The organism is Pseudomonas sp. G1002 (genome assembly GCF_013385455.1).
In the GTDB taxonomy this organism is placed as follows: Bacteria; Pseudomonadota; Gammaproteobacteria; order Pseudomonadales; family Pseudomonadaceae; genus Aquipseudomonas.
Map to the genome: position 1 here is coordinate 25,678 of NZ_JACAPY010000049.1, position 24,853 is coordinate 50,530.

A 24,853-nucleotide genomic window follows, 5' to 3' on the forward strand; every position below is an offset into this window, starting at 1 on the left:
CTTCAGGCCTTATTTATTGCGCGTCACCCTCCACACCGTGTTGGCCAGGTCATCGGCAATGATCAGCGCACCCTTCGGATCAACCGTGACCCCCACCGGCCGCCCGCGAGTCTTGCCATCGTCCCCGCGGAAACCCGTGGCGAAGTCCAGCGGCTCACCGGCAGGCCGGCCATTGCTGAACGGCACGAAGATCACCTTGTAGCCCACCGGATTGTCCCGGTTCCAGCTGCCGTGCTCGCCGACGAAGACGCCGTCGGCATATTTCTCGCCCATGGCCGGGATGGAAAAATCGACGCCCAGCGCGGCGACGTGGGAACCCAGGCTGTAATCCGGCTTGATCGCGGCGGCGACCTTGGCCGGGTTCTGCGGTTGGGCGCGGGTGTCGACGTTCTGGCCCCAATAACTGTAGGGCCAGCCGTAGAATTCGCCTTCGCGCACCGAGGTCAGGTAATCCGGCACCAGGTCCGGCCCCAGTTCATCCCGCTCGTTGACCACCGCCCACACCTGCCCGGAGCCCGGTTGAATGGTCAATGCCGTCGGGTTGCGCAAGCCGGTTGCATAAGGCTTGTGGGCACCGGTGGCGGCGTCGATCTGCCAGACCATCGCCCGGTCGATCTCGACCTCCATGCCGCGTTCGGTGATGTTGCTGTTGGACCCGATGCCCACATACAGCGAGCGGCCGTCGGGGCTGATCGCCAGGGATTTGGTCCAGTGGTGATTGATCGCGGCGGGCAGCTCGGTGACGGTGGTGGGCGGGCCACCGGCCTTGGTCTGGCCGTCTGCGTAGTCGAAGCGCACCAGCGCATCCTGGTTCGCCACGTACAGCTTGCCGTCGGCAAAGGCCAGGCCGTAGGGCGCGTTGAGGTTTTCGGCGAATACGGTTTTCAACTCGTAGGTGCCGTCACCGTCGGCATCGCGCAGCAGGGTCAGGCGATTGCCGCCCTTGACCTTGGTGTTGCCCTCGGCCTTGATCACGCTGGCGATCACATCCTTGGGCTTGAGTTTCGCTGCGCTGCCGCCCCGGCCTTCGGCGACGAGAATGTCGCCGTTGGGCAGCACCAGGGTCTGGCGCGGGATCCGCAGGTCGGTGGCGATGGCCGTGATGCTGAAACCCTCGGGCACCGTAGGTTTCTGCTCGTCCCAGGCCACCGGTTCGGCGATCTTCATGCTGGGCAACAGGCCGCGCTGGGGTTCCGGCAGCTTGGGGTCGGGGCCACGAGCCTGAGTGCTGTCGGCTTCGCCACCGCAGGCGCTCAACAACATCGCCATGCTTAAAACGGTCAGCGTGCTGGAAGGCTTCATTGGGCACCTCCCGAGCGCAGGTTGGTCAGCCCGACCCACGTGGTCACGCAGGCCAGCAGGGTCACGACGGCAGACAGCACCAGGCCCGAAGGCATCACGGCCCAGGCATCCTTCGCATGTTCAAAGGCATTTACCAGGCCCAGCGCCCAGGTCACCAGCAACAGCAGGAAGTACACCGTGGGGCGCCCGGCCTTGCGGTCGGCACGCAGCAGGTTGACCAGTGCAAACAACCCCGCCAGCCCGCAGAACAGCAGGGCGCCGGCGATCAGCCAGGCGGCGAAGTTGCTCCATTGGATCTGGTAGGTCTGGTAGTAGGCAATGTCGCTCAGCAGGGCGCCGAGAAACAGCGGGACGGTACCGGCCAGCAAGGTCGCGTGAAGCGGACCAGGCGTGCAGCGGTAGGTGAGGGTGGTGGTGTCGGTCACGGGCGGCTCCTTATCGTTGAGCGGCCCTGATGAGGCTCATCAGGGCCGCGCTGACTGCGCTTAAGGAAGGAGCGTGCTGCTTGCGCGTTAGTTCACCCGCTATTCGTTTCCAAATATGTTGCGTCAGTTGATGCGTGGATGTTGCTGCACCAGGTTTTCACGCTTGGCTTCCAGCTCGGCGATTTGCGCGTCGATATCTTCGATCTTCTGCTCGATATTGTCTTCGTGCTCCTGCAGCAGCTCCTTGGCTTCCTCGATATCCGACGCCGCCGGTGCCGCGCCGCGCAGGGGTTTGTTGGCGGTTTCCTTCATGGTCAGGGCGGTGAAAAGCCCCAGCACGGCGAACACCATCAGGTAATAGGCCGGCATGTACAGGTTGTTGGTGGTCTCCACCAGCCAGGCCATGGCGGTTGGCGTGAGGCCGGCAATCAGGATCGAGATGTTGAAGGCGCTGGCGAGCGCGCTGTAGCGGATGTGGGTAGGGAACATCGCCGGCAGGGTGGACGCCATCACGCCGATAAAGAAGTTGAGCACCACCGCAATGATCAGCAGCCCCGAGAAAATCAGCCCGAGCTTGCCGCTGTTGATCAGCATGAACGCCGGAATGGCGAGGAAGAACAGCGCGATGCTGCCGAACAGAATGAAGGGTTTGCGCCCGATCTTGTCGCTGACAAAGCCAATCATCGGCTGCACGAACAACATGCCGACCATGATCGCGATGATGATCAACACGCCGTGGTTTTCGCTGTAGTGCAGGTTGTGCGACAGGTAGCTCGGCATGTAGGTGAGCAGCATGTAGTACGTGACGTTGGTCACCACCACCACGCCGACACAGGTCATCAGGCTGCGCCAGTGCTTGGTGGCGACTTCCTTGAACGAGACTTTCGGGCCGCCCGCCAGGCCTTCGCGGTCACCTTGTTCGAGTTGCTCCACGTGCTGTTGAAAGGCCGGTGTTTCTTCCAGGGCATGACGCAAGTACAGCCCGATCATGCCCAGCGGCAGGGCGAGGAAGAACGGCAGGCGCCAGCCCCAGGACTGGAAGGCGTCTTCGCCGATTACCGCCGAAATCAGCACCACCACGCCCGCGCCGAGCACGAAGCCGGCGATGGAGCCGAAGTCCAGCCAACTGCCGAGGAAGCCGCGCTTGCGGTCCGGGGCGTATTCGGCGACGAAGATCGAGGCACCGGTGTACTCACCGCCCACCGAGAAACCCTGGGCCATCTTGGCCAGCAGCAACAGGATCGGCGCCCAGATGCCGATCGAGTCATAGGAGGGGATCAGCCCGATGGCGAAGGTGCTCAGGGACATGATCACGATGGTCGCCGCCAGGACCTTTTGCCGGCCGTATTTGTCCCCCAGCCGGCCAAAGAACAGGCCGCCCAGCGGGCGAATCAGGAACGGCACCGAGAAGGTCGCCAGGGCCGCGATCATCTGTACGCTGGGAGACGCTTCGGGGAAGAACACCTTGCCCAGCACATAGGCGACAAAGCCATACACCCCGAAGTCGAACCACTCCATGGCATTGCCCAGCGCAGCGGCGGTGATCGCCTTGCGCATCTTGGCGTCGTCGACGATGGTGATGTCATCCAATCCAATCGGATTGACGGTTTTCTTGCGTGATTTCATGGGAATACTCAGCCGCAGGTCCATTTCGATGCCACTGTTTTGGTGGCATGCGCTTAATGGGTCAGATACATGCGGACACTGAATAATTCACCACTGGCTGGATTTTTTTGTTAACGGCCCGGCAAGGATTAACTGATCCGCTCGCCCCCCAGGGAATCACGCTGCATCGACTGCAGGTTTTTCTCGATGGTTTCGCAAAGGGCTTCCATCTGGATCTGGTGCTCGCTGTCGCGGAACGGGCTTTGCAAATCGGTGCCGATGCGTTCGATGGCCAGCAGCATGAAGCCCACCACCGTGGACGCCAGCGGGGTGAACCAGCCCAGGGATTCCACCAGGCCCACCGGCACGATCAGGCAGAACAGCGAGATGAACAGCCGTGGGAAATACACGTAAGGGTAGGGCAGCGGCGTATTGGCGATGCGCTCCATGCCGCCCTGGCTGTTGGACAAATCCACCAGGGTCGACTCCAGCCGCGCCAGGCGAATGCTGTCCAGGCGCCCGGCCTTGTATTCCTGGGCCAGCAGGGCTGCGGAGCCGTTGATGATGTCGTTGGAAAAGTTATTGGTACTGGTGCTGCGGGCGAACTCGTTGGCCGGCAGGAAGGCGCGGATTTCTTCCGGGCAAGGCTGGCCCCGCAAGTGCGCCGCCAGGCAGTTCACATACGCCACGTGACGGCGCAGCAAGGTCGCCTTTATCGGGTTGACCTCATTGTCCGGGTCATCCAGCAGCGTCAGCACTTGCCGGGCGAAGCTGCGGGAATTGTTGACCATCGCGCCCCACAACGTGCGTGCCTCCCACCAGCGGTTGTAGGCGCTGCTGTTGCGGAAACTGATCAGCACCACCAGCGCCGAGCCGAGCAGGGTAAGCGGCATCAGCGGCAGGTTGATCTTGCTGTTGAGGAACAGCATGAAGTCCACGGTGACGGCGATATCCCAGAGCAGCAGCCAGAACAGCGCCCAGCCTACATAGCCCATGGTCTTGATGATCAGGCGGTATTTTTTGATGATGGCAGCTTTCAAACGGAAACCTCGCGGCGAGCGGTAAGCATCAATGCCCTAGCTCGGACGGTGTTTACCGGGTAAAGGTTCGCCGGGGGGCCGGGTCTTCAGGCCTGGAATGTCAGGACAAAGCGGTTTTCGCCCTGGGGCTTGCCGTCCGGTGCGGGCTGGTCGGGCACGAAACCGCAGCGGGTCAGGACTTTTTGTGAGCCCACATTCTCGGGGTACACGTACGCCACCAGTTGGGTCAGTGCCCAGCGCGCCTGTGCCTCGCGGATCAGATGGTTCAGCGCCAGGGTTGCCAGCCCTTGCCCGCACGAGCGCTCACCCACGCGGTAGCCGACTTCGGCAGAGCCCTTTGGCGAGTCGATGCTTTTCAGGTTGGCGCGACCGACGATTTCGCCGTTGGCGTCTTCGATCACGAACGGGTGCCATGTGCCGGTGGCCAGGCCTGATAGATAACCGTCAATATGCTCGGCGACGCCCTGCACCGAGTAAAACGATGGGTCGCGCGCCTCGATATGCGACTCGAACCAGTCACGGTTACGGGCTTCGAAGGCCAGCAATGCTTCAGTGTCCGTACTGCTCAGCTCGCGAACGCGAAATGACGTCATTGCTCGAATCTCCAGGGTTGTTCTGTCCATTTAGTCATGTTTTCGTCATAAAGGCGTGTGAAATTTGCCTGCCAAAAATATGAAATCATGGAGTTTTTCCGATGAGGGTAGTCACCTCCGGCTCGGCGTATCTGGACATCGATGCATACGCCTGCTGCATTGCGTATGCCGAGTTGTTGAATCGTCAGGGAATCGAGGCGCGTGCCGTCAGCAGTGCTCCACTGAATGCCAGCATCTCCAGGACCGTGCTCGGCTGGCTATCATCACTGGATGACTACCGGCCCGGGCCCGGCGATGAGTTTGTGATGGTGGATATCTCGGACTTCCACCACTTCGACCCGGTGGTCGTGCTCGATCAGGTGGTGGAGGTGATTGACCATCACCCGGGGTTTGAAACCTATTGGGCGCAGAGGCTGGGAAGTGCCGCAGACATCCGTTTGATCGGTGCAGCAGCGACGCAGGTTTTCCTGCGTTGGGAAGCGGCCGGTTTGTTACCGCTGATCAGTGAGCACAGTGCCGCGCTGCTGGCCACGGCAATCCTGGACAATACCCTGAATTTTACCGGGCAGTTGACCACCGCGGCGGATGTTCGGGCTTATGAAACCCTCGCGCTGCTGGCGAAACTCGCGGCAGACTGGCCTGAGCGGTATTTCTCCGAGTGCCAGGCCACTATCGAGTCAGACCTTGCAGGCGCGTTGGCGGGTGACCTGAAGTGGCTGAAAGCCGACAGCAACCTGCCGCAGGTTTTTGCGCAGATGACGGTGTGGGATGCCGGTGCGCTGATCCGAAAGCATCGCTCGACCATCGCTGATTGGCTGGCGGCGCAGGGGGAGGACTGGCTGGTGAATCTCATCAGTATCCGCGAGTGCAGAAGCTATTTCCTGGCTGAGCCCAAGGTCAGCCAGGAAAAACTGAGCCAGTTGCTTTCCATCGACTGGCAGGCTGGGATGGCGGTGCTGGATCGTTCGCTGTTGCGCAAGGAACTGGTGAGGCTGGCGGCCACTGATTGACGGCGCTCACCAAAGTGACGTTCCTCTTTGATGAACCCGCAATACAATGGCCAGGGTATTACCGAAAAGGAACGGCAGTTGAACGAACACACATTGTCCATGCGCCTTGAGCGCGTGGCGACGCACGTCCCCGCCGGGGCGCGCCTGGCGGATATCGGCTCCGACCACGCCTACCTGCCGGTGGCATTGATGCGCCGCGGCGCCATCGTGGCGGCGGTGGCGGGCGAGGTGGCCCTGACGCCGTTTCGCGCAGCCGAGCGCACGGTGCGCGAGAACGAGCTGGAGCAACACATCACCGTACGCCTGGCCAGTGGCCTGGCGGCGATCGAGCCGGGAGACGGGATCACCGCGATCAGCATTTGCGGCATGGGCGGCGAGACCATCCGCGACATCCTCGACAGCGACAAGGCGCGCCTCAACGGCCGGGAGCGCCTGCTGCTGCAGCCCAACGGCGGCGAGCAACCGTTGCGCCAATGGCTGATGGAGAACGGCTACCGCATCGTGTGCGAAGAGCTGCTGCGGGAGAACCGATTCTTCTACGAAATCATCGTTGCCGAGCACGCCGGGCCTGTGACCTATACCGCCGAAGAACTGTACTTCGGCCCGCTGCAAATGCAGGCCCGCAGCCCGGAATTCCTGCTCAAGTGGCAGCGCATCCTGCGCCACAAACAGCAGACCCTGAGCGACTTCGCCCAGGCGCGGCAAGCGGTGCCCGAGGACAAGGTGCAAGAGGTCGCCCAGCAGGCGCGGTGGATTACCGCGCTGCTCAGCACTAATGTGAATAGTGATGGTCAATAAGCCCCGCACGGAGCCGGCCGGCTCCGCATTGGTATTTTTGATCAAGGACAATGACAGAATGCTCGCCGCAAAGTGATCAGCCACTGCCTCCATATGACCCTGTAAATCGGGCCTCGCCTTACGTTTTTCCTCCCTACCATTTGAAGATTTAACCCATGCACCTACGCAAAATTGCAGTTGGGCTGTCGGCCCTTGTTTTGCTCTCCACCGGGGCGCAAGCCCGTGGCCTGCTGGACCTCATCACACCGCCTCAATCCCATACCTCTCGCTCGGGCTCCATCAGTCAGGGCGCGGCCCTGGGTCTGTATTCAAGCCAACAGAAAAAGCCATCGTTCGACAGTTGCGCCGACCTGTTCCCGGCCGCACAACCGATCAACACGGCCACCGTGCCGGCCACCATGAAACCCCTGGCGCTGTGTTCCGATAATTTCGCGGTGCTGTACTCGCAAACCAGCAAGACCCCGCTGGTGGTGGTCGAACGCCTGAATGCCGGCCAGTTGAAGGATGCCAAAGGCGAAGAACGCACCAACCAGTTCTACCCCGACCCGCGTATTCCCAAAGGCGCGCGCGCCGAGTTGAGCGACTACCGTGGCCAACACCCGGCCGTGGACCGTGGCCATCAATCCCCGGCGGCGGATGCGCCGAGCACCAACGCCATGGCCCAGTCCTTTGCGCTGTCGAACATGGTCCCGCAAGACCCGACCAACAACCGCAAGATCTGGAGCAAGGTCGAGGCGGACGTGCGCAAGTTTGCCAAGCGCGCCGACGGCAATGTGTTCGTGTTCACCGGGCCGTTGTTTGACCCGGGCTACAGCACCATTGGCGACAACAAGGTCTGGGTGCCGACCCGCCTGTTCAAGCTGGTTTACGACGTGTCGTCCAAGCGCGCCTGGGCGTATGTACTGCCCAACGCTGAAACCCGTATCGAGAAGCCGATGGACTACGCGACGTTTGTGAAAACCACCGGGCTCAAGTTGCTCGGGAATTTGCCGGTGACGGGGTCAGTCGGGCGTACTTGACGGCCTGAAACCGGGTGCGTCACTTGCCCTTTTTCAACGTCTTCAAGCGCAACGTTGCGCGCTGCACAGCGGCCATCTTCTCTGGCCGCTTCATCTTTTTCCATTTGCGAATATCGTCCTTGGTGCGTCCACAACTCACGCACAGCTCACCACTGAGCTGGCAGGTTGAGACGCACGGGTTCTCGATATCTTTAGCCAAGGCTTTACCCCTTTACCGCATACAGTTTGAGCAGGCGCAGGCGCCAATTGCCGCCATGCTGCAGGTGGCATTCTTCCTCGGAGTCGAAGCGCACGTAGCGGTGCGAAGAAGGGCGATCCACCCCGGCATCCTCCAGCGCGGTGGCCGTCAGCTCGCGCATGCGCAGGTCCAGTCCGGTAGAAAGGGCCAGTTCCCGGTTCGCCCTGGTATCGAATACCCAGATGACCAGCAGGCTTTGGGCAAAGGCCTGGTAGTCGACTTCGTGGGTCAGCCAGTCGAAGCCGGTGATTTCGGCCTTCGCGATCTCACAGGCTTCGGTCAGGGTCGCGACCAGGCGACGTTCGATGCGTGCGCTGTCGCGTTTGCTTGAAGACATGGGGATTCCTTGAGGAGCGAGGAGGGTGATGATACGCGAGAGATCCACTGTAGGAGCTGTCGAGCTTTAGCGAGGCTGCGATGGCGGACTGGCAGGCGACATCTTTATTGCCTGACAGGGCCCCTTCGCAGCCTCGCTAAAGCTCGACAGCTCCCACACTGGATTCGTGTTGCCCTTCAGATATTGATCGTTCCCACGCTCTGCGTGGGAACGCCGTCTCGGACGCTCTGCGTCCAGCTGACGATGCAAGGTTCAAGTCCTGCGCAATGGTGACGCGGAGCGTCACAGGATGTATTCCCACGCAGAGCGTGGGAACGATCAACTGTGCGAGCCTGCGAAGATCAACTGAGGGAGCTGTCGAGCTTTAGCGAGGCTGCGATGGCGGACTGGCAGGCGACATCTTATTGCCTGACAGGACCTCTTCGCAGCCTCGCTGAAGCTCGACAGCTCTCCCACTGGATTCGTGTTGCCCTTCAGATATTGATCGTTCCCACGCTCTGCGTGGGAACGCCGCCTCGGACGCTCTGCGTCCAGCTGACGATGCAAGGTTCAAGTCCTGCGCAATGGTGACGCGGAGCGTCACAGGATGTATTCCCACGCAAAGCGTGGGAACGATCAACTGTGCGAGCCTGCGAAGATCAACTGTGGGAGCTGTCGAGCTTTGGCGAGGCTGCGATGGCGGACTGGCAGGCGACATCTTTATTGCCTGACAGGGCCTCTTCGCAGCCTCGCTAAAGCTCGACAGCTCCCACACTGGATTCGTGTTGCCCTTCAGATATTGATCGTTCCCACGCTCTGCGTGGGAATGCCGCCTCGGACGCTCTGCGTCCAGCTGACGATGCAAGGTTCAAGTCCTGCGCAGGGGTGACGCGGAGCGTCACAGGATGTATTCCCACGCAGAGCGTGGGAACGATCAACTGTGCGAGCCTGCGAAGATCAACTGAGGGAGCTGTCGAGCTTTGGCGAGGCTGCGATGGCGGACTGGCAGGCGACATCTTTATTGCCTGAAAGGGCCTCTTCGCAGCCTCGCTGAAGCTCGACAGCTCCCACACTGGATTCGTGTTGCCCTTCAGATATTGATCGTTCCCCCGCTCGGCGTGGGAATGCCGCCTCGGACGCTCTGCGTCCAGCTGACGATGCAAGGTTCAAGTCCTGCGCAATGGTGACGCGGAGCGTCACAGGATGTATTCCCACGCAGAGCGTGGGAACGATCAACTGTGCGAGCCTGCGAAGATCAACTGTGGGAGCTGTGTTGCCCATCACATATTTTTAGGCCGATCCAGCTTGCGCGTCATGGTGTACACCGCCACGCCGGCCGCCAGGATGCCCGAGGCCGCGCCGACCGCCAACGCCCAGCGCGGCCCAAGATGGTCGGCCACCCAGCCCACAATCGGTGCGCCAATCGGTGTGCCGCCCAGGGCCACGCCCACCCGCAGGGCGATTACCCGGCCGCGCATGGAGGGTTCGGTGGTGAGTTGCATCAGGCTGTTGGTGGTGTTGCTGAAGGTCAGCGCGCCCACGCCGATGATCACCAGCGCCCCGGCGAACAACCAATAGTTCGGGGCAATCGCCGCCAGCGTGCAGCCCACCCCGAATACCAGCGCACCGATCAACAACGCTTTGAAGTGTGGCCGCTCGCGACCGGCTGCGAGCAGCGCCCCGGCAACGGTGCCGATGGCCAGGGTCGACGTCAGCAGGCCATAGCCGCGGGCATCGGCGTGGAACACGGTGACGGCCATGGTCGAGATGAAGATCGGAAAATTCATGCCGAAGGTGCCGATCAAGAACAGCATGATCAGGATCGCCATCAGGTCCGGCCGCGCCCACACATAGCGCAGGCCTTCAGTCAGGCTGCCCTTGGTGCGCAGCGCCCGCAGGCTGGTGTGCAGGCCGGAAACCCGCAGCAGAAACAGCGAGGCCAGCACCGCGAAAAAGCTCGCGCCATTGAGCAGGAACGCCCAGCCGGTGCCCACCGATGCGATGGTCACGCCGGCCACCGCCGGGCCAATCATGCGCGCCATGTTGAACGAGGTGGAATTGAGCGCGATGGCATTGGACAGGTCCGCTTCGCCCACCAGCTCCGCCACGAATATCTGCCGCACCGGTGCATCGAAGGCCGAGGCGCAGCCGGACAAAAACGCGAACACATACACGTGCCACAGCTGCACGATGCCGGTCAGGGTAAACACCCCCAGCATCAGCGCCAGCACGCCCATCACGCCCTGGGTGACCATCAGCAGCTTGCGCTTGTCGTAGTGATCGGCGGCGAAGCCGGTCCAGGGCAGCAACAGCAATTGCGGCCCGAACTGCAATGCCATGACGATGCCGACGGCCGACGCGTTATGCGGCGTGAGTTGGGTCAGCACCAGCCAGTCCTGGGCCGTGCGTTGCATCCAGGTGCCGATATTCGACACCAGGGCGCCGGCGGCCCAAATGCGGTAGTTGACGCTGCGCAGCGAGCGGAAAATGCCCATCGAACTCACACCGGCCCTGAGGAATGACCACCGTTGAAGCGCCCGAAATGCTGCGCCAGGAATACACTCAGGGCCAAGGCCCCGAGCCCGAGGGCGAGCACATCAGCGGTGCTTTTGAGGTCGAAGTCCCCGACCCGGCAGACCAGCACGTAGCCGATCACCAGGTTGAGAAAACCCCAGAGCACATTCAGCGTCGAGGAGGACCGCCCCTGGCCGCGCGGCTTGGCAAACGGCGTCTGGAAGGACTGGCCCATCAAGCCACTGAGGCAATGGGGCAGCGCGTTGGCGAGCAATACGCCGCCGAAGAAATAAGACACCAGCTCATGCCATTGCATCGTCACGCCCCCCTTGTTGCAAGCAAGCCGATGATCTCTTGCGCCGTGCCGGTTTCCCCCAGCTTCGGGAATACCTGGTTCAGGCTGTAGTGATGGGCCTCGGCGTTCGCGTCGGTCATGGCGTCGACGGCCAGGGTCACGTTGAAGCCGGCCTCGTAGGCCTGGCGCGCGGTGGACTCCACGCCGGTTCCGGTAGCAACGCCGGTGATCACCACTTGGGTCACGCCGAGTGCTTTGAGTTGCGCCTCAAGATCGGTGCTGGCGAAGGCGCCCCAGGTGCGTTTGGTCACCCCTATGTCGCCGGGTTGCTGATCGAGTTCGGGCAACAGGTCGGCCCATCCTGGTGGAAACACATCACTGCGCCGTGGCCGCTCGGTGCGCCCGGGGGCGAAGCCTGTGACGTTGACCAGCACCACCGGCATGCCGCGCTCGCGGAACGCGTCGAGCAGCGCACGGGAGCGTTCCACCACGCCGCCGATGGGGTGGATGAACGGGTATTCGGCGATGCCTTTCTGCAAGTCCACGATGATCAGCGCGGTGTTGGGATCCAGCAAGGTGACGGCCATGGGATGTCCTCGAACGGGTAGGGGGCTCAAAAGTCGGCGAGGCGCTCCAGCAGCTTTACCGCTGCCGCGAGTTCAGCTTGTTCTTCGGCAGACAGTTGCTCCTGCAGCGCCCGCAGCAGCCAATCGTCCTTGGCCGCCCGGCTGGCGATCAGGTGCTTACGAAAGCCGGGAGTCAGCTCGATCAGGGTTTGGCGCCCATCGCTGGGGTCGGGTTTGCCCCTGATCGCTTTCATCGTTTCCAGCCCGGCCACGGTGATGCGCATGGACTGCGGCCGCACGCTCTCCGCCCGGGCCAGGGCCGAGACGGTGCTGGGCCCGTCTCGGTCCAGGCGCAGCAGCACCGACTTCTGGGCGGAAGTGAAATCGTTCGGATGGGTTTGTTCCCGCAGCCGGCGTATCAGCTTGCCCAGGGAGATGCGCAGCTCGGCAGCCAGGGCGGCGGATTGGGTTTCGGAGGTGATGGAAGGTTTGTTCATGCCCGGACGTTAGCATGCTTGCAGAAAAACTGTACAGTTTAGCTGTATGAATTTTTTGTCATAAAAGCCCGCGTCAATGGTCCTTTTGCCGGGGCGTTACCTGGTGTCGCGGCTGGGCGTGCTGTCGTTCATGGACCGGGATGGTGCAAGACCGAATGCTATGTGGGTGACCGATTGTTGGGCGTGGATGATGAACGGGTTCTGCAACTGTTCACGGACTTGATGAGCCGCGCATTGACCTGATCGATATTCATGCGCGGCTTTTTCCCGGCCTATCAAGTGTGTTGATAGCGGTACTCCTGAGTCACCCCTTCATAGCCGTAGGCACTGGCCCGGCAGTCGATGATGTGCACATTGGAGTGCGGGTGCAGGTTGCCGATCAACTCCGCCAACAGCGTGTAGGCCTCACGATGAAAACGCGCCTTTTGCGCCTTGGTGTTGGTCTCATCGGTCACGGTGACTTCCAGGCGGAATGCGTTGCGCCCGTGTTCGGCCAGCGAGCGGTTATGAATGAACCACTGGTCGTGCGGCACAAAATCGAGAATCAGCAAGGTCTGCTCCGGGCGTTTCTCGAGCACTTCACAGGTCAGTGCAGTGAGCTGCGGGACGAGCTGGCGGACCAGTTCGGGATTGCGTTCTCCGGAGATTTTCAGGGTGATGCCTGGCATGGCGAATTCCTCGTAAGGGTAGGGTGAGGTGCCAGATTAAGAAAATTATTCGGATCTGAAAAACGGGAAGATATAATGATATCTATCGGAAAAAACGCAGGTTAGACATGCGCCCCTTTGACCTTGAGCAACTGCGCTCCTTCGTCACCATCCTGGAATCCGGCAGCCTTTCGGCGGCCGCGCCCAAGCTGTGCCGTTCCCAGTCCGCGCTCAGTGAGCAACTTCGCAAGCTGGAAACCTTCACCGGCGTGACGCTGCTGGAGCGGGGCAAAAAAGGCGTGAGCCCCACACCTGCCGGAGAGCGCCTGCTGGCACATGCGCGTGAATTGCTCGCGCTGAGTGACTGCGTGCTTGAGGACATGCGCGGCGTGACCTTGAGCGGCGAACTGCGCCTGGCCATCACCGACTATTTTTTGCCGAGCGCCATCGCGGGCATGTTGAAGGGTTTGCGCACGCGATATCCGCAGCTTCGGTTGCATGTTTCGGTGCGCAAGAGCCTGCAAATCGAAAAGGGCGCCAACAGCGGCGAATTCGACATTGGCCTGTCGATGCGCATCCTCGATGGTCGCAGCCTTCCCGAAGGCATTCCCGTACGACGAGAGGCCCTGCGGTGGGTGGCACTCAGTGGGTTCGACGCACAGCACGAACTCGTGGCGCCGCTGCCGTTGGTGGTACTTCCCCAGGATTGCAGCTTGCAGCGGTTCACCATCGACCTGTTGGATGCGCGCGGGGTGCCGTATGTCATTGCGCATTCCGCGTCCGGGGTGGCGGGCCTGCAATCGGCACTGCTGGCGGGGCTGGGCGTGGCGTGCCTGAACAGCTCGGCCGTGCCTGCCGGGGCCGAGGCATGCCGGTCGATTCAAACGCTTCCGGCGCTGCCCGATGTCGAGTTCAGCCTGTTACCGCCGCGTCCGGGCGAGGCTTCGCTGGTCAGTGCAGTGCGAGAAATGTTGATCACGCACTTTTCCTAGCGGCTCAAGATCGCCGGCTGGCCCCCGGCGGCTGCCCGGTGACGCGCTTGAATGCCCGGCTGAACGCGGCCTGGGAGTTATAGCCAAGGCGCTGCGCCACGGTTTCAATGGGCAGCCGCTCCAGCGTCAGCCACTGGCTGGCCAGGCGCATCCGCAGTTCGGTGGCGTAGCGCAACGGTGGCGTGCCGATCGTGGTTTGAAAGTGTTGGGCGAACACCGAGCGCGAGGTATGACACTGCGCCGCGAGCTCTTCCACCGTCCAGTCGCGCCCAGGCTGTTGATGCAACGCCAGCAGGGCCTTGGCCAGGCGCGGGTCGCGTAGCGCGGCCACCAGGCCGGACGCATTCCCGCAGGCACATTCGACCCAGCCCCGAACAACCATGGCCGCCACCACGTCCGCCAGGCGCGCCAGAATGCCGGCGAAGCCGATGCGGGCGCTGCTGACTTCACGCTCCATGGCCGCCAGGATCGGCATCAGCCCCGGATAACGTTGGCCCTTGGCGTCGATCAGCATCAGGTCCGGCATCAGGCGGCCAAGGCCGTGCAAACTCCCCAGTTCAAACTCCATGCAGCCGCTGAAGAGCAGGGTGCTTTGAGCCACGCCTGCATCGGCACGGGCATCCACGGCACACACCGCATCGCCGAGGGCTGCGGCGTTGAAGCTGTCGATGTCCTGCACCGGCACCTCCGGGCTGGAGAGCAACTGATGGGCGCCCCCGTGGGAGATGAACACGGCGTTGCCCGGCGTCAGTTCGTACTGCGTGCCGTCCTCGGTACGCAGGGTGACGCCGCCGGCGGCGACAAGGTGGAAGTACGCATGCCCGGGTTTGGCCGCAAAGCCCAGGCCAAACGCCGGCCCGGCCTGGATACGGCGGTACTCGACGCCCCGCAGGCGCATGCCGCGCAACAGCTCGTTGATGAGGTCAGAGGACACGTCGAACGGTTCTGGAGGCATCATTTTCGGGGTTTCGGTAAAGGATTCAAGATTTTGCATCATAGATCATCCTGCCCTGCGTACCTAGACTGGCCGTCGCGATAACTTTTGGAGGGTGACCAGTGATGAACAGTTGTGTGTGTGACGCCGTAACCGGTGCAGATGTGGCGCCCGCGACACCGGCCTGGATGGCGGTGTTTTCGTTGGCGATGGGCGTGTTCGGATTACTCACGGCGGAGTACCTGCCGGCCAGTTTGTTGACGCCGATGGCGGCCGAACTCGGCGTCTCGGAAGCCTTGGCAGGGCAGGCGGTGACAGTCACGGCGGTGGTGGCGTTGTTCGCCGGGCTGCTGGTACCGGGCCTGACCCGCGGGATCGACCGGCGCGTGGTGCTGTTGTGCTTCAGCGCACTGATGATCTGCTCCAACCTGCTGGTGGCGGTCTCGTCGAGCCTCACGGTGTTGCTGCTGATGCGCGTCCTGCTGGGCATCGCCCTGGGTGGCTTCTGGAGCATGGCGGCGGCGGTGGCGATGCGGCTTGTACCGGCGGCACTGCTGCCGCGTGCCTTGTCGATCATCTTCAGCGGCATCGCGGTGGGCACTGTCGTGGCGGTGCCGCTGGGCAGCTTTTTGGGTGGGCTGTACGGCTGGCGCAGCGCGTTTCTCGCCGCCGCCGCAGTGGGCGGCGTGACCCTGGTGTTCCAGCTGTTCACCCTGCCGCCGCTCGCACCCCGCAGGACCGCCCGCTTGAGGACGGTGCTGGAAGTGCTGCTGCGCCCGGGCATTGCCGTGGGCATGTTGGGGTGCGTGCTGGTGCACACCGGGCACTTTGCGCTGTTCACCTATATCCGGCCATTCCTGGAAAGCACCACTGGCGTCGATGCCGAGGGGCTGGCGTTGATGTTGCTGGGGTTTGGCGTTGCGAACTTTGCCGGCACGCTGCTGGCTGGTTGGCTGCTGGTGCGTCTGCCGCGTGGAACATTGGTGCTGATGCCCGCGCTGGTGGGCGTTGCGGCGCTCGCCCTGGCGCTGTTGCCGGCAACCGTGACCGGCCAGGTGTGGTTGTTGATGCTCTGGGGCCTGGCGTTTGGCGGGGTGCCGGTGGCCTGGTCGAACTGGGTGGCGCGGGCAGTGCCTGACCAGGCTGAAAGCGCCGGGGGCATGGTGGTGGCTTCAGTGCAGTCGGCGATTGCCGCCGGGGCGGCGGCAGGCGGCGCGATGTTCAGTTTCAGTGGTATCGGCGGGGTCTTTGTCGCGGCAGGTATCTTGATGCTGTTGGCGGCACTGTTGATTGCGCTGAAGGTGAAGGTTGAAGCGCCTCCACAAGGTGCAGAGGCGGGGCCGGTGTTTCATCTCTGAAACCGTGATAGAGGCAGGGGGCGAGAATAAACGCATGCGCTTCGCCCCCTTTCAGGCCGCTTGATCAATCCTGCTGGTTTTGGGCTCAGGTCCGACTCCGAGCAATCGTAGCTGAACGACCGCCTGCTGATCATTGACCTGCAGCGACCCTCGTATCTCTCTTTACTTCAGTAGCTGCGCAAAATAACCTCTGCCTCGCAGGCACCGTCCTGCTCCTTCAGGTTTGGCAAGGCGCTTCACACTCACCAGCACCGCCTGGCAGGTGTCATGGTGCTTGCACGTTGAGGTTCTGCGATGAGCGCAGTCGTTGATCATGGCGTCCGTTTCGGACGAATTGCAGTAACGCTTCCCGTAAAGGACATGGGCAGGGCCCATGATTTTTACACCAGGGTCCTGGGGTTTACGAAAGCCTTCGAAAATGGAAACCCGATCGGCTTCATGATTCTGCAGCGCGACCAGGGCGAGCTGCATTTGACCTTGCAACCCAACCACCCAGCCGCCGCGTTCACGATTGCCCACCTGATGGTGGACGATGTCGACAGGCTGCACGCCGCTTGCGTGCAGCATGGGGCGAGGATCATCAAGCGCCTCAAGGATCAGGATTACGGGTTGCGGGCGTTTGTGTTCGAAGACCCGGACGGGAATCGTATTGATGTAGGTCAGCCGCTCCAACCGAGCAATCAGGGAAGATAATGTTGACGACTACCGATGTTGTTCACACGCTGCGTGCACCGTCAGAGCTTGATTACTACGACACCCGTTCAGCCCCGCTGCCTACTGAAATCACCGCGCTGGATGCCTGGAACATCATGACCGGCGAACCGGGGCCGTTGATGCAGGTGGCTTTCCGAATCAGGGATGCCATTTCCTCGTTGTTTGGTGTGAAGCGCATCGGTGGGTTCTCCGGCACCTTGCGCGAGGCTGTGCAGGTCGGCGACCGGCTGGACTTCTTCCTGGTGGAACGCAGCGCGCCCGACATGCTGGTGCTGACCGAGCGTGACCGGCACCTGGATGTGATGATCTGCCTTTCAATCGCTGACCGTGTACTCACGATCACCTCGTCGGTTGTCACCCATAACACCTATGGGCGCCTCTACATGCTGCCAGTGGGGCCAGCGCACAAACTCATTGTGAATGCTCACCTGCGACGACTTGAACGAACGCTGCAAGAGACAGCCGCAACGCCCGGCGGGTAGGCACGTTCACCGCCCGCCGGGAGGTGGATCAATTGCCTTTTTCAGCCGCCAAGAAGTACGCAACCAACGCATTGGCGTGACCATGGCCCATGCCGTGTTCAGTCTTGAGCAAGGCCACAAGCTCCATATGCTTCCTGGAACTGGCGGCCTTGAGCAGATCCAGCCAGTGGCTAATGGGTTGCCCATAGTTTTTTTCGATGGAGGGGAAGTACGACGCTGGCCCTTTTGTTTTTGTGTCGTCGGTCATGATGCAAACTCCCTTTTTGCTGAGGTGATAATGCCCGGATAACGTTACCGCTCTGGACTCACCGGGTCCACCGTACGGCCCGTCCCTACACGCCCCCGTTGGCCTCGCCAATCAGAATATCCTCGAAGAACGCCCCGACCGGTTGTGTGGGATGGCAGATCTGTATCTCCAGCACCCAGACCATCTCGCTCGGTACGATCTCGACTTCAGCCAGCTTGTCCTGCCCGAACAGGGCATGGGGGAAGTCGGCGATGCGGTGTCCGGCCAGGTTGCGCTCAAGGCGCCAGCCTTTGGAGTGGGCACTTTGCTCGGCGAAGTCATACAGCTCGCGTCCGGTCAGCCCTTGGTGCCAGGCGTTGCGGGTTTCGTCGAACACTTCATGCAGTGCCTTCACACAGGCACCATGCAACGGGTGCTCGCCGAAGACGAAGGTGTCGCCATAATCGCCTTCATAGCCATCCCACACCGGGCCAAGGTCCACCACGGCGATGTCGGTGGCGCGGAGCTTGCGCAGCAGGTCGATGCCTTGGCGGGGTGTGCGGATGGTGTCTTCGCCAAAGCGGATATAGGTGGGATGCCAGGTGTGAGACGCGCCCATGGCCTGCAATGTCTCGCTGGCCATTGCGAGGGCTTGCGCCGTGGTCATGCCGACTTTCAATTGATCGGCGATGGCGGCCAGGGCCCTGACCGTTTGCTCGCGGGCCGCAAGCATGCCGTCCAGCGAGTAGCGCGGGCCGACTTTTTCCAGCACCGGGTGCCGCGTGTTGAGCGACTCCGCTGGCGTCAATGCACCGCTGGGGACGAAGGCTTCGGCGACAAAACGATGCGCCTGCGCACCCGCCGCCAGGCAGGCTTCGCGGGCCTGGTTGATCATCGTGCTATTGCCGCAGGCGTAGATTTGGCTCTCGGCCCAGTCATGGGGCTGTGTCAACGCGACCTGCTGTACGCGGGCGTCTGCCGACAAAACCCGATGCCAGAGAAAGCGTGGATGGGCCTGGCTGGCCCGTTCGAGAAACTCGACGTCGTAGAAGTCCGCCGGTGCCGAGTTACCCCAATACAGGGTGACCTCGGCCTGGCGGGCCAGGGCCGTCAGCAACAAGGGCTTGATACCGGCATAACCGGTCCCGGTAGCGAACAGCACAACAGGGCGCTCATCGTCGTGTTGCCAGGTGCAGGCGCCCACGGGGCCTTCGAGTTTCACGGCATCACCCACTTGCAAGGTCGGCAGGATGCGTTCGGAAAACAGGCCGCCGCTGACCTGGCGAATATGAAACACCAACCGGCCTTGGTCCTGCGCGGGTAGATTGGCCACGGAGAAACAGCGGCTGTCGCCATTGTCGAGGCGAAACCTGAGGTACTGGCCGGCCCGGACTTCGAGTGGCTGGGCAGTCAGCAACACCAGCTCGACGATGTCGGCGCTCAACGCGCGTTTGCTGATCACCTGTGCGCTGGCTTCCAGCGCGGGCGTGTCCAGTGACCAGCCGGGGATTTCCAGGCGCATGTCGCTGCAGGCATGGCTCTGGCACAGCAACATCTCGTCAGCCGCGAGCGGATAGGAGGCGGCAGGGGTGTCGGGTGTGCGCAGCTTTTCCCGGTGCTGGCCCGACACCACCTTGACCTTGCACGACCCGCAGGCGCCGCGCCGGCAGGAAAAGGGTACGGCGAGACCGCTGGCCAGCATGGCGTCGAGCAGCAATTGATCGGCAGCTTCGAAGGATTTGCCCGAGGGCAACAATTCAACGACATGGCGGTTGTGCATAAACACCTCGGGGCAATTGAGGCTCGATTGTTGCGGTAGACTAGGACCAGGAGAACCTCCAGTTTTGGATAATTCATATGGTCCAGCTTCGCAAATGGCGCCCGTTGCTCAAACTCGATGGGGAGCAGCCGCAGGCGTCCTACAGAAAGATCGTCGAGGGCCTGGTGAGCGCGATTGTTGAGGGCCGCCTGCGCCCCGGAGCGCTGTTGCCCGGCACGCGGGAGATGGCGCAACTGCTGGACGTCAACCGCAAGACGGTGATCCTTGCCTACGAGGAGGCGGTGACCAAGGGCTGGCTGGTCAGCCTTCAACGTCGCGGTACCTTCGTCAGTTCGCAGCTGGCGGCAGGCGCGGTGCCGGCCACCCGCGCCCCGAAGTCGTTTGCCCCGGCATTGCGGGAGGTGCCTGCGGCGGCCTATTTCACCCCAGGCGAACAGGTGACAGCCCTGCAACACCGGCCCGGCGCGCTGTTTTTCGACAATGGCGCCTGTGACCATCGCTTGCTGCCGCAAGCCGTGCTGCACCGCTATTACCGCAATGCCTTGCGCAACAGCTTTACCACCAACACCGTGCGCCATGGCAGCGAAGGCAGCGGCCAGTACCTGCGCAATGCCCTGGCCGAAATGTTGCGCCACAATCGCGGCCTGACGGTCGGCGCGCCGCAGATTTGCCTGACCCAAGGCGTGCAGATGTCGCTGTACCTGACCGCCAGCGCGCTGCTCAAGCCCGGTGATGTGGTGGTGGTCGAACGCCTGAGTTACCCACCGGCCTGGGAGATTTTCCGCCAGTTGGGTGCGCAACTGGTCACCGTGGACCTGGACGACGAAGGTTGCCGGGTCGACCAGCTCGCCGAGCTGTGCCGCCTGCATAACGTACGGATGATGTACGTCACCCCCCATCACCAGTTTCCTACCACCGTCAGCCTGCGTGCCGGACGTCGCCAGCAGCTCCTGGAACTGGCCCGGCTGCATGACTTCTGCATCATCGAGGAAGACTACGACCACGAATACCACTTTGCCGGACGGCCCTATTTGCCTCTGGCCAGTGACAGCGCGCAGCGTCATGTGATCTACATCGGCTCGCTGTCCAAGTCCCTGGGCAGCACCTTCCGTTGCAGCTATATCGTTGCACCGTCGAACCTCATCGAAGTGCTTGAGCGTACGGCGGCGGTGAGCCTGGGCCAGGGCGATGCCGTGATGCAGCGGATGCTCGCGGACCTGATCAACGATGGCGAATTGAAGAAGCACCTGCGGCGGGTTTCCAGGGAATACCGCCGGCGTCGGGAGACCCTGCTCAGTTGTTTGCTGGAAGCTTTTGGCGAGCAGATCTCTGTGCAGGAACCCGAAGGCGGGCTAGCGTTGTGGGTAAGGTTCGCCGACTCAATCGACGTCGACCGACTGGCTGAAAAAGCGCTGGAGCTGGACCTGGTGGTGCGCAGCGGTCGCCTGTTTTCACCGTTTGATCATCCTGAAAATGCCTTGCGCCTGGGCTTCGCCTCGCTCAATTCGGAGGAAATCCGCGTCGCTACGCAGCGTTTGGCTGAGGCTTCACAGGCGATTGGGGGCGCGGCTAAATAATTAAGCCGGCTCAAAGGTGGATGTGTAAGGATATGTTACTTAGCCTTTGATACTGCCAATAACAGGAACCGACGCTGATGCTCGCTGCCTTCAGACACTACCCGTTTTCGGTCAATCTGCTGCTGTCGTCTGCGTTGTTCCTGACCCTGGGGCGCGCCATTACCCTGCCGTATATGGTGATTTATCTGTCATCCAACTTCACGTTGGGCATCAGCGAAATCGGCCTGGTGGTGGGCGGTGCAATGCTCGTCGGTTCGTTGCTGAGCCTTTACGGCGGCTACCTGACTGACAAAATCTCCAGCTACCGATTGATCCTCAGCTTCACGGGGTTTTTCACCGTCGGCTTCATCGGCATGTGCGTCACGTCGCACCTGTGGCTGTTTTTCCTGTTTCTGGTGTCGTTCAACTTCGCCTATTCAGTGATCGATATCGTGGTCAAGGCCGCGTTTGGCAAACTGCTGCCGGAAGCCGAACGCGGCAAAGTGTTTTCGGTGCGCTACACCCTGATCAACATTGGTTACGCAGTTGGGCCGTTCATTGGCGCCGGGCTCGCGCACATGGATATGAAACTGCCGTTCCTGGTGTCGGCGATCCTGGGCATGGGCTTCTTCCTCACCTATATGGTGTGGGGCGACAGGAGCCTCAGCTCCGCCGACCCGGCCAATGCCCCGGTGTCGTTCGTCGCGGTGGGGCGCATTCTGCTCAAGGACTATCGCCTGGTCTGCTTCACGGTGGGCGGCGCGTTGAGCGCCGTGGCGTTCGGCCAGTTCACCGGCTACATCTCGCAATACCTGGTGACCACGAGCACGCCGGAATTTACCTACCGGGTCATCAGCTCGGTGGTGGCGGTCAATGCGACCGTGGTGATCTGCCTGCAGTACATCGTGGGCAAGCGCATTACCAACGAGCATCTGAATCAATGGCTGACGGCGGGCTTCAGCCTGTTTCTGCTGGGCGTCGTCGGTTTTGCGCTGTCCACCACCGTGCTGCATTGGGCGTTGGCCGTGGCGATATTCACCGTGGGCGAAATCATCGTGTTCCCGGCCGAGTACATGTTTATCGACCGCATTGCACCGGAGCACTTGCGCGGCATGTATTACGGCGCGCAAAACCTGTCCAGCCTCGGCGGTGCGCTGGGGCCGGTGTTGTGCGGGTTTGCCCTGGCAACGCAGTCGGCGCATTTCATGTTCTATATGCTCGCGGCGTTTATCGTGGCGGGTGGGTGCTTCTATCTGATGGGGGCTTCCTATTCCAAGCGCTACGACACTGGACGCGGGGAGTGAGTGCTTTACCTATCCTCCACGCCTGCCCAGGTGAGTAAGCCAAACTCAGGTGTTCATGGCGGCCCCTTCAAAAAACGCAGCGCATGATCCGGATCCGGCAACAGGCAGGTGTCGTATTTCCCGAAGAGCCGATAGCGATTACGCGCGATGCGATCATAAGCCCAATCCCGAAGGAAGCGCGGGATGGCGCGCAGCACCAGCAACGGGCGCCAGCGGGCAGGCAGTTGCGCAATGATTTCGAACACCGCCTCCGAACGCTCCCAGTAATGCCTGTCGCGGATCACTGCGAGGGTGTCGAACTGATCCAGCGGCAACCCGGCCCAGGCCAATAGCGCCTGACCTTCGGGCGACTGAACGGCCGCCAAGCGCACACGTCGGTCGTGGTCGTGGCGAATCAGGAACCTCGCCCAGCCGTTGCACAGCTTGCACACACCGTCGAACAGCACCACGGTTTCGCCGGGCTTGAGGAGTGGTGCGGGAGTAGGCCGGGTGTGGGGGGCGGGCATCAGCGTGGGTCCAGTCGGGCCGGGTTAGCCTGGATCATACCCGCGTTCGGCACGACTCAGCGCTGCCCGCAGCCCCGTCGATGCACTGGTGAGTGGAGCAGGGCCCGTCGTTACAAGCGAAGAGGCTTCGCTCATGGACGCTTGCGCCAGTGCCACGATAGACGCGCCATCCCCATAGGCACGGTCCGCAGCCCTGGCGATGGTCGCGAGATAACCGTGCAGGTCGCCCGCCTTGAACATCGCCCATGCCCCCGGAACCAGTTGCACCTCCACCGACGCCCCGGTGTGCTGGGCCATCTGGTAAAACAAGCGAGCAGTCGGCTCGAGTGTGGTTTCGACAGCGCACAACACCACCACCTTCCCGCCAGCTTGAACCGCCGCGAATGCCAGCGCTTCATCTGCCCGCAAAATCGGCACCCGGGTGTGAGTACCGGCAAGTTCAACCACCGGGCCCAGGGTCGAACAGGTGAGCACCACTGCATCGCAGTGCTGAGCCAGGGCAACCAGCGCCAGCTGCGTTTCCTCGGCTATGCCTGCGGTCAGCTTACCCGCGCATTCGACCGCTGCCAGAAGATCGGCCCGGACTGCATGGTGCAACACCCGTGACCCGATCCCCAGCGCTGCTGCGGCAGCGTCAAACACTGCAATGTTGCTCTCGGCGGTATGCAGGCAGGTAATACGCATCGCTCGGGTCTCCGGCACTTTTGAACACCCGCCGACTTTAACGCGACAACACCGGCGCTGCGCCTTTTTCCTCCACGCCCACCTCATGCAGCGAAATCCGCGACGTCTCCGGCAACGCCAACCCGCCCGCCAACGCCAGCACCGCCACCGCAATCAGATAAAACGCCGGCGACAGGTTGCTGCCCGTGGTACTGATCAACCACGTCGCCACCAACGGCGCCGTACCGCCAAAGATCGTGTACGCCATGTTGTAGGTAATCGCCGAAGCCGTATACCGCGTGCGTGTCGGAAAGGTCTCCGACAACAACGCCGCCGTCACCACCCCACACAGCACCGCGCCCACCGCCAGCAACATCACCCCTACCACCGATGCCGCGAACGACCCGGAACTGGCCATCAGGAACGACGGGTACACCACCACAATCAACAACACACACGCCGTCATCACCGTGACCCGACGCCCCACCCGATCCGAATACAACCCTGCCAGCGGGCAGATCGCCGCCGCGAAAATCAGCGCAATCAGCGACACCAGCAACGCCACCGCCCGACTCAAGCCACCCGCCACCTGCAGATACGTCGCGAAGTAGGTGGTGAACATATAGAACGACAACGCCGTGAGCGACACAAAAGCGCCCAGGCAACAGATCGCCGCACCATGGTTGCGCAAGGTTTCCCTGAGGGGAGAGTGCGCGACCGCGTGCTCCTGCTTCACCGCCTGGAAGGCCGGCGTCTCATCCAGCTTCCAGCGCAGGTAAAGCCCCACCAGCCCCAGCGGCGCAGCGATCAGGAACGGCAAGCGCCAGCCCCAGCTGCCCATCGCCTCGGCAGACAGCGAAGCCTCCAGGGCGTACGCCACCACGGCCGCCGCAGCGAACGCAGAAAACGTCGACACCGGCACAAAACTGCCATACCAGGCGCGCTTGTCACTGGGCGCGTGCTCCATCAGATAGGCACAGGCCCCGGCGTATTCGCCCCCGGCGGAAAAACCCTGGGCGCAGCGAATCAACGACAACAGAATCGGCGCCGCCACGCCGATGGCGGCGTAGGTGGGCAGCAGGCCGATCAGCGTGGTGGCGCCGGCCATCAGCAAAATCGTCATGGCCAGCGTGCGTTTGCGCCCGATCCGGTCGCCGAGCATGCCAAAGAAAATCCCGCCCAGGGGCCGGAAGGCGAAGGCCACCGCGAACACCGCAAAGGTCTTCAGCAACGCCGCGCTGGCGTCACCGCTGGGGAAGAATTGCTGGGCGATGGTGGTGGCGAGAAAGCCGTAGACGGCGAAGTCGAACCACTCCACGAAATTACCGATGCCGGCGGCGATGATCACTCTGCGCAGGGTTTGGGGGCTGACCTGTTCGGTGGATGGGCTCGTCATGGGGGAAGGCCTCGGCGGTGGTAAGGGATGCTTGATTATCGGGGGCGGGGATTGGGCGGCGGGGCTCAAAAGAGTCG

27 protein-coding genes are annotated in these 24,853 nt (G+C 62.1%); 9 read left to right on the forward strand and 18 right to left on the reverse strand.

All coding sequences use genetic code 11. From position 1 onward, the window contains the following. Positions 1 to 9: 9 nt before the first annotated feature. The 5 genes from HX801_RS28140 to HX801_RS28160 form a co-directional block, all read right to left on the reverse strand. A complete protein-coding gene (locus HX801_RS28140) occupies positions 10 to 1,302 on the reverse strand; it encodes a sorbosone dehydrogenase family protein (RefSeq protein WP_177023146.1) in 1,293 nt (430 codons plus the stop codon). Next, positions 1,299 to 1,727, reverse strand: a complete 429-nt coding sequence (locus HX801_RS28145; RefSeq protein ID WP_003207924.1) for a DUF2231 domain-containing protein — start codon at positions 1,725 to 1,727, stop codon at positions 1,299 to 1,301. Before HX801_RS28145 ends, HX801_RS28140 begins: the two co-directional genes overlap by 4 nt. Positions 1,728 to 1,850: 123 nt before the next feature. After that, positions 1,851 to 3,353: a glycine betaine/L-proline transporter ProP gene (proP, locus tag HX801_RS28150; RefSeq protein ID WP_003207926.1), complete on the reverse strand. Its 1,503-nt coding sequence runs from the start codon at positions 3,351 to 3,353 to the stop codon at positions 1,851 to 1,853. Positions 3,354 to 3,481: 128 nt separating this feature from the next. Next, a complete protein-coding gene (locus HX801_RS28155) occupies positions 3,482 to 4,372 on the reverse strand; it encodes a bestrophin family protein (RefSeq protein WP_008433288.1) in 891 nt (296 codons plus the stop codon). Between the two features lie 86 nt (positions 4,373 to 4,458). Further along, entirely contained in the window at positions 4,459 to 4,965 is a 507-nt protein-coding gene (locus HX801_RS28160) for a GNAT family N-acetyltransferase (protein WP_102605056.1), read from the reverse strand. 101 nt (positions 4,966 to 5,066) lie between these two features. Here HX801_RS28160 and HX801_RS28165 point away from each other — a divergent pair, with 101 nt between their 5' ends. The 3 genes from HX801_RS28165 to HX801_RS28175 all read left to right on the forward strand — a co-directional run bounded on the left by HX801_RS28165 (position 5,067) and on the right by HX801_RS28175 (position 7,792). After that, positions 5,067 to 5,975, forward strand: a complete 909-nt coding sequence (locus HX801_RS28165; protein ID WP_102368488.1) for a bifunctional oligoribonuclease/PAP phosphatase NrnA — start codon at positions 5,067 to 5,069, stop codon at positions 5,973 to 5,975. A gap of 78 nt (positions 5,976 to 6,053) precedes the next feature. After that, positions 6,054 to 6,773, forward strand: coding sequence for a tRNA (adenine(22)-N(1))-methyltransferase TrmK (locus HX801_RS28170; protein ID WP_177023165.1), 720 nt, complete (start codon positions 6,054 to 6,056; stop codon positions 6,771 to 6,773). A gap of 155 nt (positions 6,774 to 6,928) precedes the next feature. Continuing rightward, on the forward strand, positions 6,929 to 7,792 hold the full coding sequence (locus tag HX801_RS28175) for a DNA/RNA non-specific endonuclease (RefSeq protein WP_003207938.1): 864 nt from the start codon (positions 6,929 to 6,931) through the stop codon (positions 7,790 to 7,792). A gap of 19 nt (positions 7,793 to 7,811) precedes the next feature. Here the strand turns inward: HX801_RS28175 and HX801_RS28180 are convergent, their stop codons facing one another. From HX801_RS28180 to HX801_RS28210, 7 genes are all read right to left on the reverse strand, one after another. Beyond that, complete coding sequence (locus HX801_RS28180) at positions 7,812 to 7,991, reverse strand: DUF1289 domain-containing protein (protein ID WP_003207939.1); 180 nt, start codon at positions 7,989 to 7,991, stop codon at positions 7,812 to 7,814. Between the two features lie 4 nt (positions 7,992 to 7,995). Continuing rightward, positions 7,996 to 8,367 carry a hypothetical protein gene (locus tag HX801_RS28185; protein WP_003207940.1) on the reverse strand — a complete coding sequence of 124 codons (372 nt, stop codon included), beginning with the start codon at positions 8,365 to 8,367 and terminating at the stop codon, positions 7,996 to 7,998. Between the two features lie 1,259 nt (positions 8,368 to 9,626). After that, entirely contained in the window at positions 9,627 to 10,841 is a 1,215-nt protein-coding gene (locus HX801_RS28190) for an MFS transporter (protein ID WP_003214526.1), read from the reverse strand. A gap of 5 nt (positions 10,842 to 10,846) precedes the next feature. Continuing rightward, the gene (locus HX801_RS28195) at positions 10,847 to 11,176 is read right to left on the reverse strand and encodes a hypothetical protein (RefSeq protein WP_102368490.1); all 330 of its coding nucleotides are present in this window, start codon (positions 11,174 to 11,176) and stop codon (positions 10,847 to 10,849) included. Positions 11,177 to 11,178: 2 nt separating this feature from the next. After that, a complete protein-coding gene (locus HX801_RS28200; protein ID WP_177023147.1) occupies positions 11,179 to 11,742 on the reverse strand; it encodes an isochorismatase family protein in 564 nt (187 codons plus the stop codon). A gap of 26 nt (positions 11,743 to 11,768) precedes the next feature. Beyond that, on the reverse strand, positions 11,769 to 12,218 hold the full coding sequence (locus HX801_RS28205) for a MarR family winged helix-turn-helix transcriptional regulator (protein ID WP_003214523.1): 450 nt from the start codon (positions 12,216 to 12,218) through the stop codon (positions 11,769 to 11,771). Between the two features lie 275 nt (positions 12,219 to 12,493). Next, the gene (locus tag HX801_RS28210; protein ID WP_003214522.1) at positions 12,494 to 12,886 is read right to left on the reverse strand and encodes a tautomerase family protein; all 393 of its coding nucleotides are present in this window, start codon (positions 12,884 to 12,886) and stop codon (positions 12,494 to 12,496) included. 107 nt (positions 12,887 to 12,993) lie between these two features. On the opposite strand from HX801_RS28210, the gene HX801_RS28215 reads away from it, so the two are divergent. Next, positions 12,994 to 13,857, forward strand: a complete 864-nt coding sequence (locus HX801_RS28215) for a LysR family transcriptional regulator (protein WP_134326054.1) — start codon at positions 12,994 to 12,996, stop codon at positions 13,855 to 13,857. 4 nt (positions 13,858 to 13,861) lie between these two features. Here HX801_RS28215 and HX801_RS28220 read toward each other — a convergent pair whose 3' ends face one another. Further along, a complete protein-coding gene (locus HX801_RS28220; protein ID WP_008438855.1) occupies positions 13,862 to 14,851 on the reverse strand; it encodes an AraC family transcriptional regulator in 990 nt (329 codons plus the stop codon). A 65-nt stretch (positions 14,852 to 14,916) separates the two neighbouring features. Between HX801_RS28220 and HX801_RS28225 the strand changes: the two genes are divergently transcribed. From HX801_RS28225 to HX801_RS28235, 3 genes are all read left to right on the forward strand, one after another. Then, positions 14,917 to 16,149: an MFS transporter gene (locus HX801_RS28225; RefSeq protein WP_177023148.1), complete on the forward strand. Its 1,233-nt coding sequence runs from the start codon at positions 14,917 to 14,919 to the stop codon at positions 16,147 to 16,149. 294 nt (positions 16,150 to 16,443) lie between these two features. Next, positions 16,444 to 16,842, forward strand: a complete 399-nt coding sequence (locus HX801_RS28230; RefSeq protein ID WP_087693746.1) for a glyoxalase/bleomycin resistance/extradiol dioxygenase family protein — start codon at positions 16,444 to 16,446, stop codon at positions 16,840 to 16,842. Beyond that, positions 16,842 to 17,345 carry a DUF2867 domain-containing protein gene (locus HX801_RS28235; protein WP_102368493.1) on the forward strand — a complete coding sequence of 168 codons (504 nt, stop codon included), beginning with the start codon at positions 16,842 to 16,844 and terminating at the stop codon, positions 17,343 to 17,345. Before HX801_RS28230 ends, HX801_RS28235 begins: the two co-directional genes overlap by 1 nt. 28 nt (positions 17,346 to 17,373) lie before the next feature. Here the strand turns inward: HX801_RS28235 and HX801_RS28240 are convergent, their stop codons facing one another. Together HX801_RS28240 and HX801_RS28245 are read right to left on the reverse strand one after the other, a co-directional pair. Next, positions 17,374 to 17,592: a DUF4287 domain-containing protein gene (locus HX801_RS28240; RefSeq protein ID WP_003214516.1), complete on the reverse strand. Its 219-nt coding sequence runs from the start codon at positions 17,590 to 17,592 to the stop codon at positions 17,374 to 17,376. 85 nt (positions 17,593 to 17,677) lie between these two features. Further along, a complete protein-coding gene (locus HX801_RS28245; RefSeq protein ID WP_177023149.1) occupies positions 17,678 to 19,351 on the reverse strand; it encodes a M24 family metallopeptidase in 1,674 nt (557 codons plus the stop codon). 77 nt (positions 19,352 to 19,428) lie between these two features. Between HX801_RS28245 and HX801_RS28250 the strand changes: the two genes are divergently transcribed. Beyond that, positions 19,429 to 20,928 carry a PLP-dependent aminotransferase family protein gene (locus HX801_RS28250; protein ID WP_177023150.1) on the forward strand — a complete coding sequence of 500 codons (1,500 nt, stop codon included), beginning with the start codon at positions 19,429 to 19,431 and terminating at the stop codon, positions 20,926 to 20,928. Between the two features lie 77 nt (positions 20,929 to 21,005). Continuing rightward, positions 21,006 to 22,211 carry an MFS transporter gene (locus HX801_RS28255; RefSeq protein ID WP_102605065.1) on the forward strand — a complete coding sequence of 402 codons (1,206 nt, stop codon included), beginning with the start codon at positions 21,006 to 21,008 and terminating at the stop codon, positions 22,209 to 22,211. Between the two features lie 53 nt (positions 22,212 to 22,264). Here the strand turns inward: HX801_RS28255 and HX801_RS28260 are convergent, their stop codons facing one another. The 3 genes from HX801_RS28260 to HX801_RS28270 are packed head-to-tail and all read right to left on the reverse strand — an operon-like array spanning position 22,265 to position 24,776. Beyond that, the gene (locus HX801_RS28260) at positions 22,265 to 22,717 is read right to left on the reverse strand and encodes a thiol-disulfide oxidoreductase DCC family protein (RefSeq protein ID WP_177023151.1); all 453 of its coding nucleotides are present in this window, start codon (positions 22,715 to 22,717) and stop codon (positions 22,265 to 22,267) included. A 24-nt stretch (positions 22,718 to 22,741) separates the two neighbouring features. Then, a complete protein-coding gene (locus HX801_RS28265) occupies positions 22,742 to 23,401 on the reverse strand; it encodes an aspartate/glutamate racemase family protein (RefSeq protein WP_177023152.1) in 660 nt (219 codons plus the stop codon). Positions 23,402 to 23,438: 37 nt separating this feature from the next. After that, the gene (locus HX801_RS28270) at positions 23,439 to 24,776 is read right to left on the reverse strand and encodes an MFS transporter (protein WP_177009656.1); all 1,338 of its coding nucleotides are present in this window, start codon (positions 24,774 to 24,776) and stop codon (positions 23,439 to 23,441) included. Positions 24,777 to 24,853: the final 77 nt, after the last annotated feature.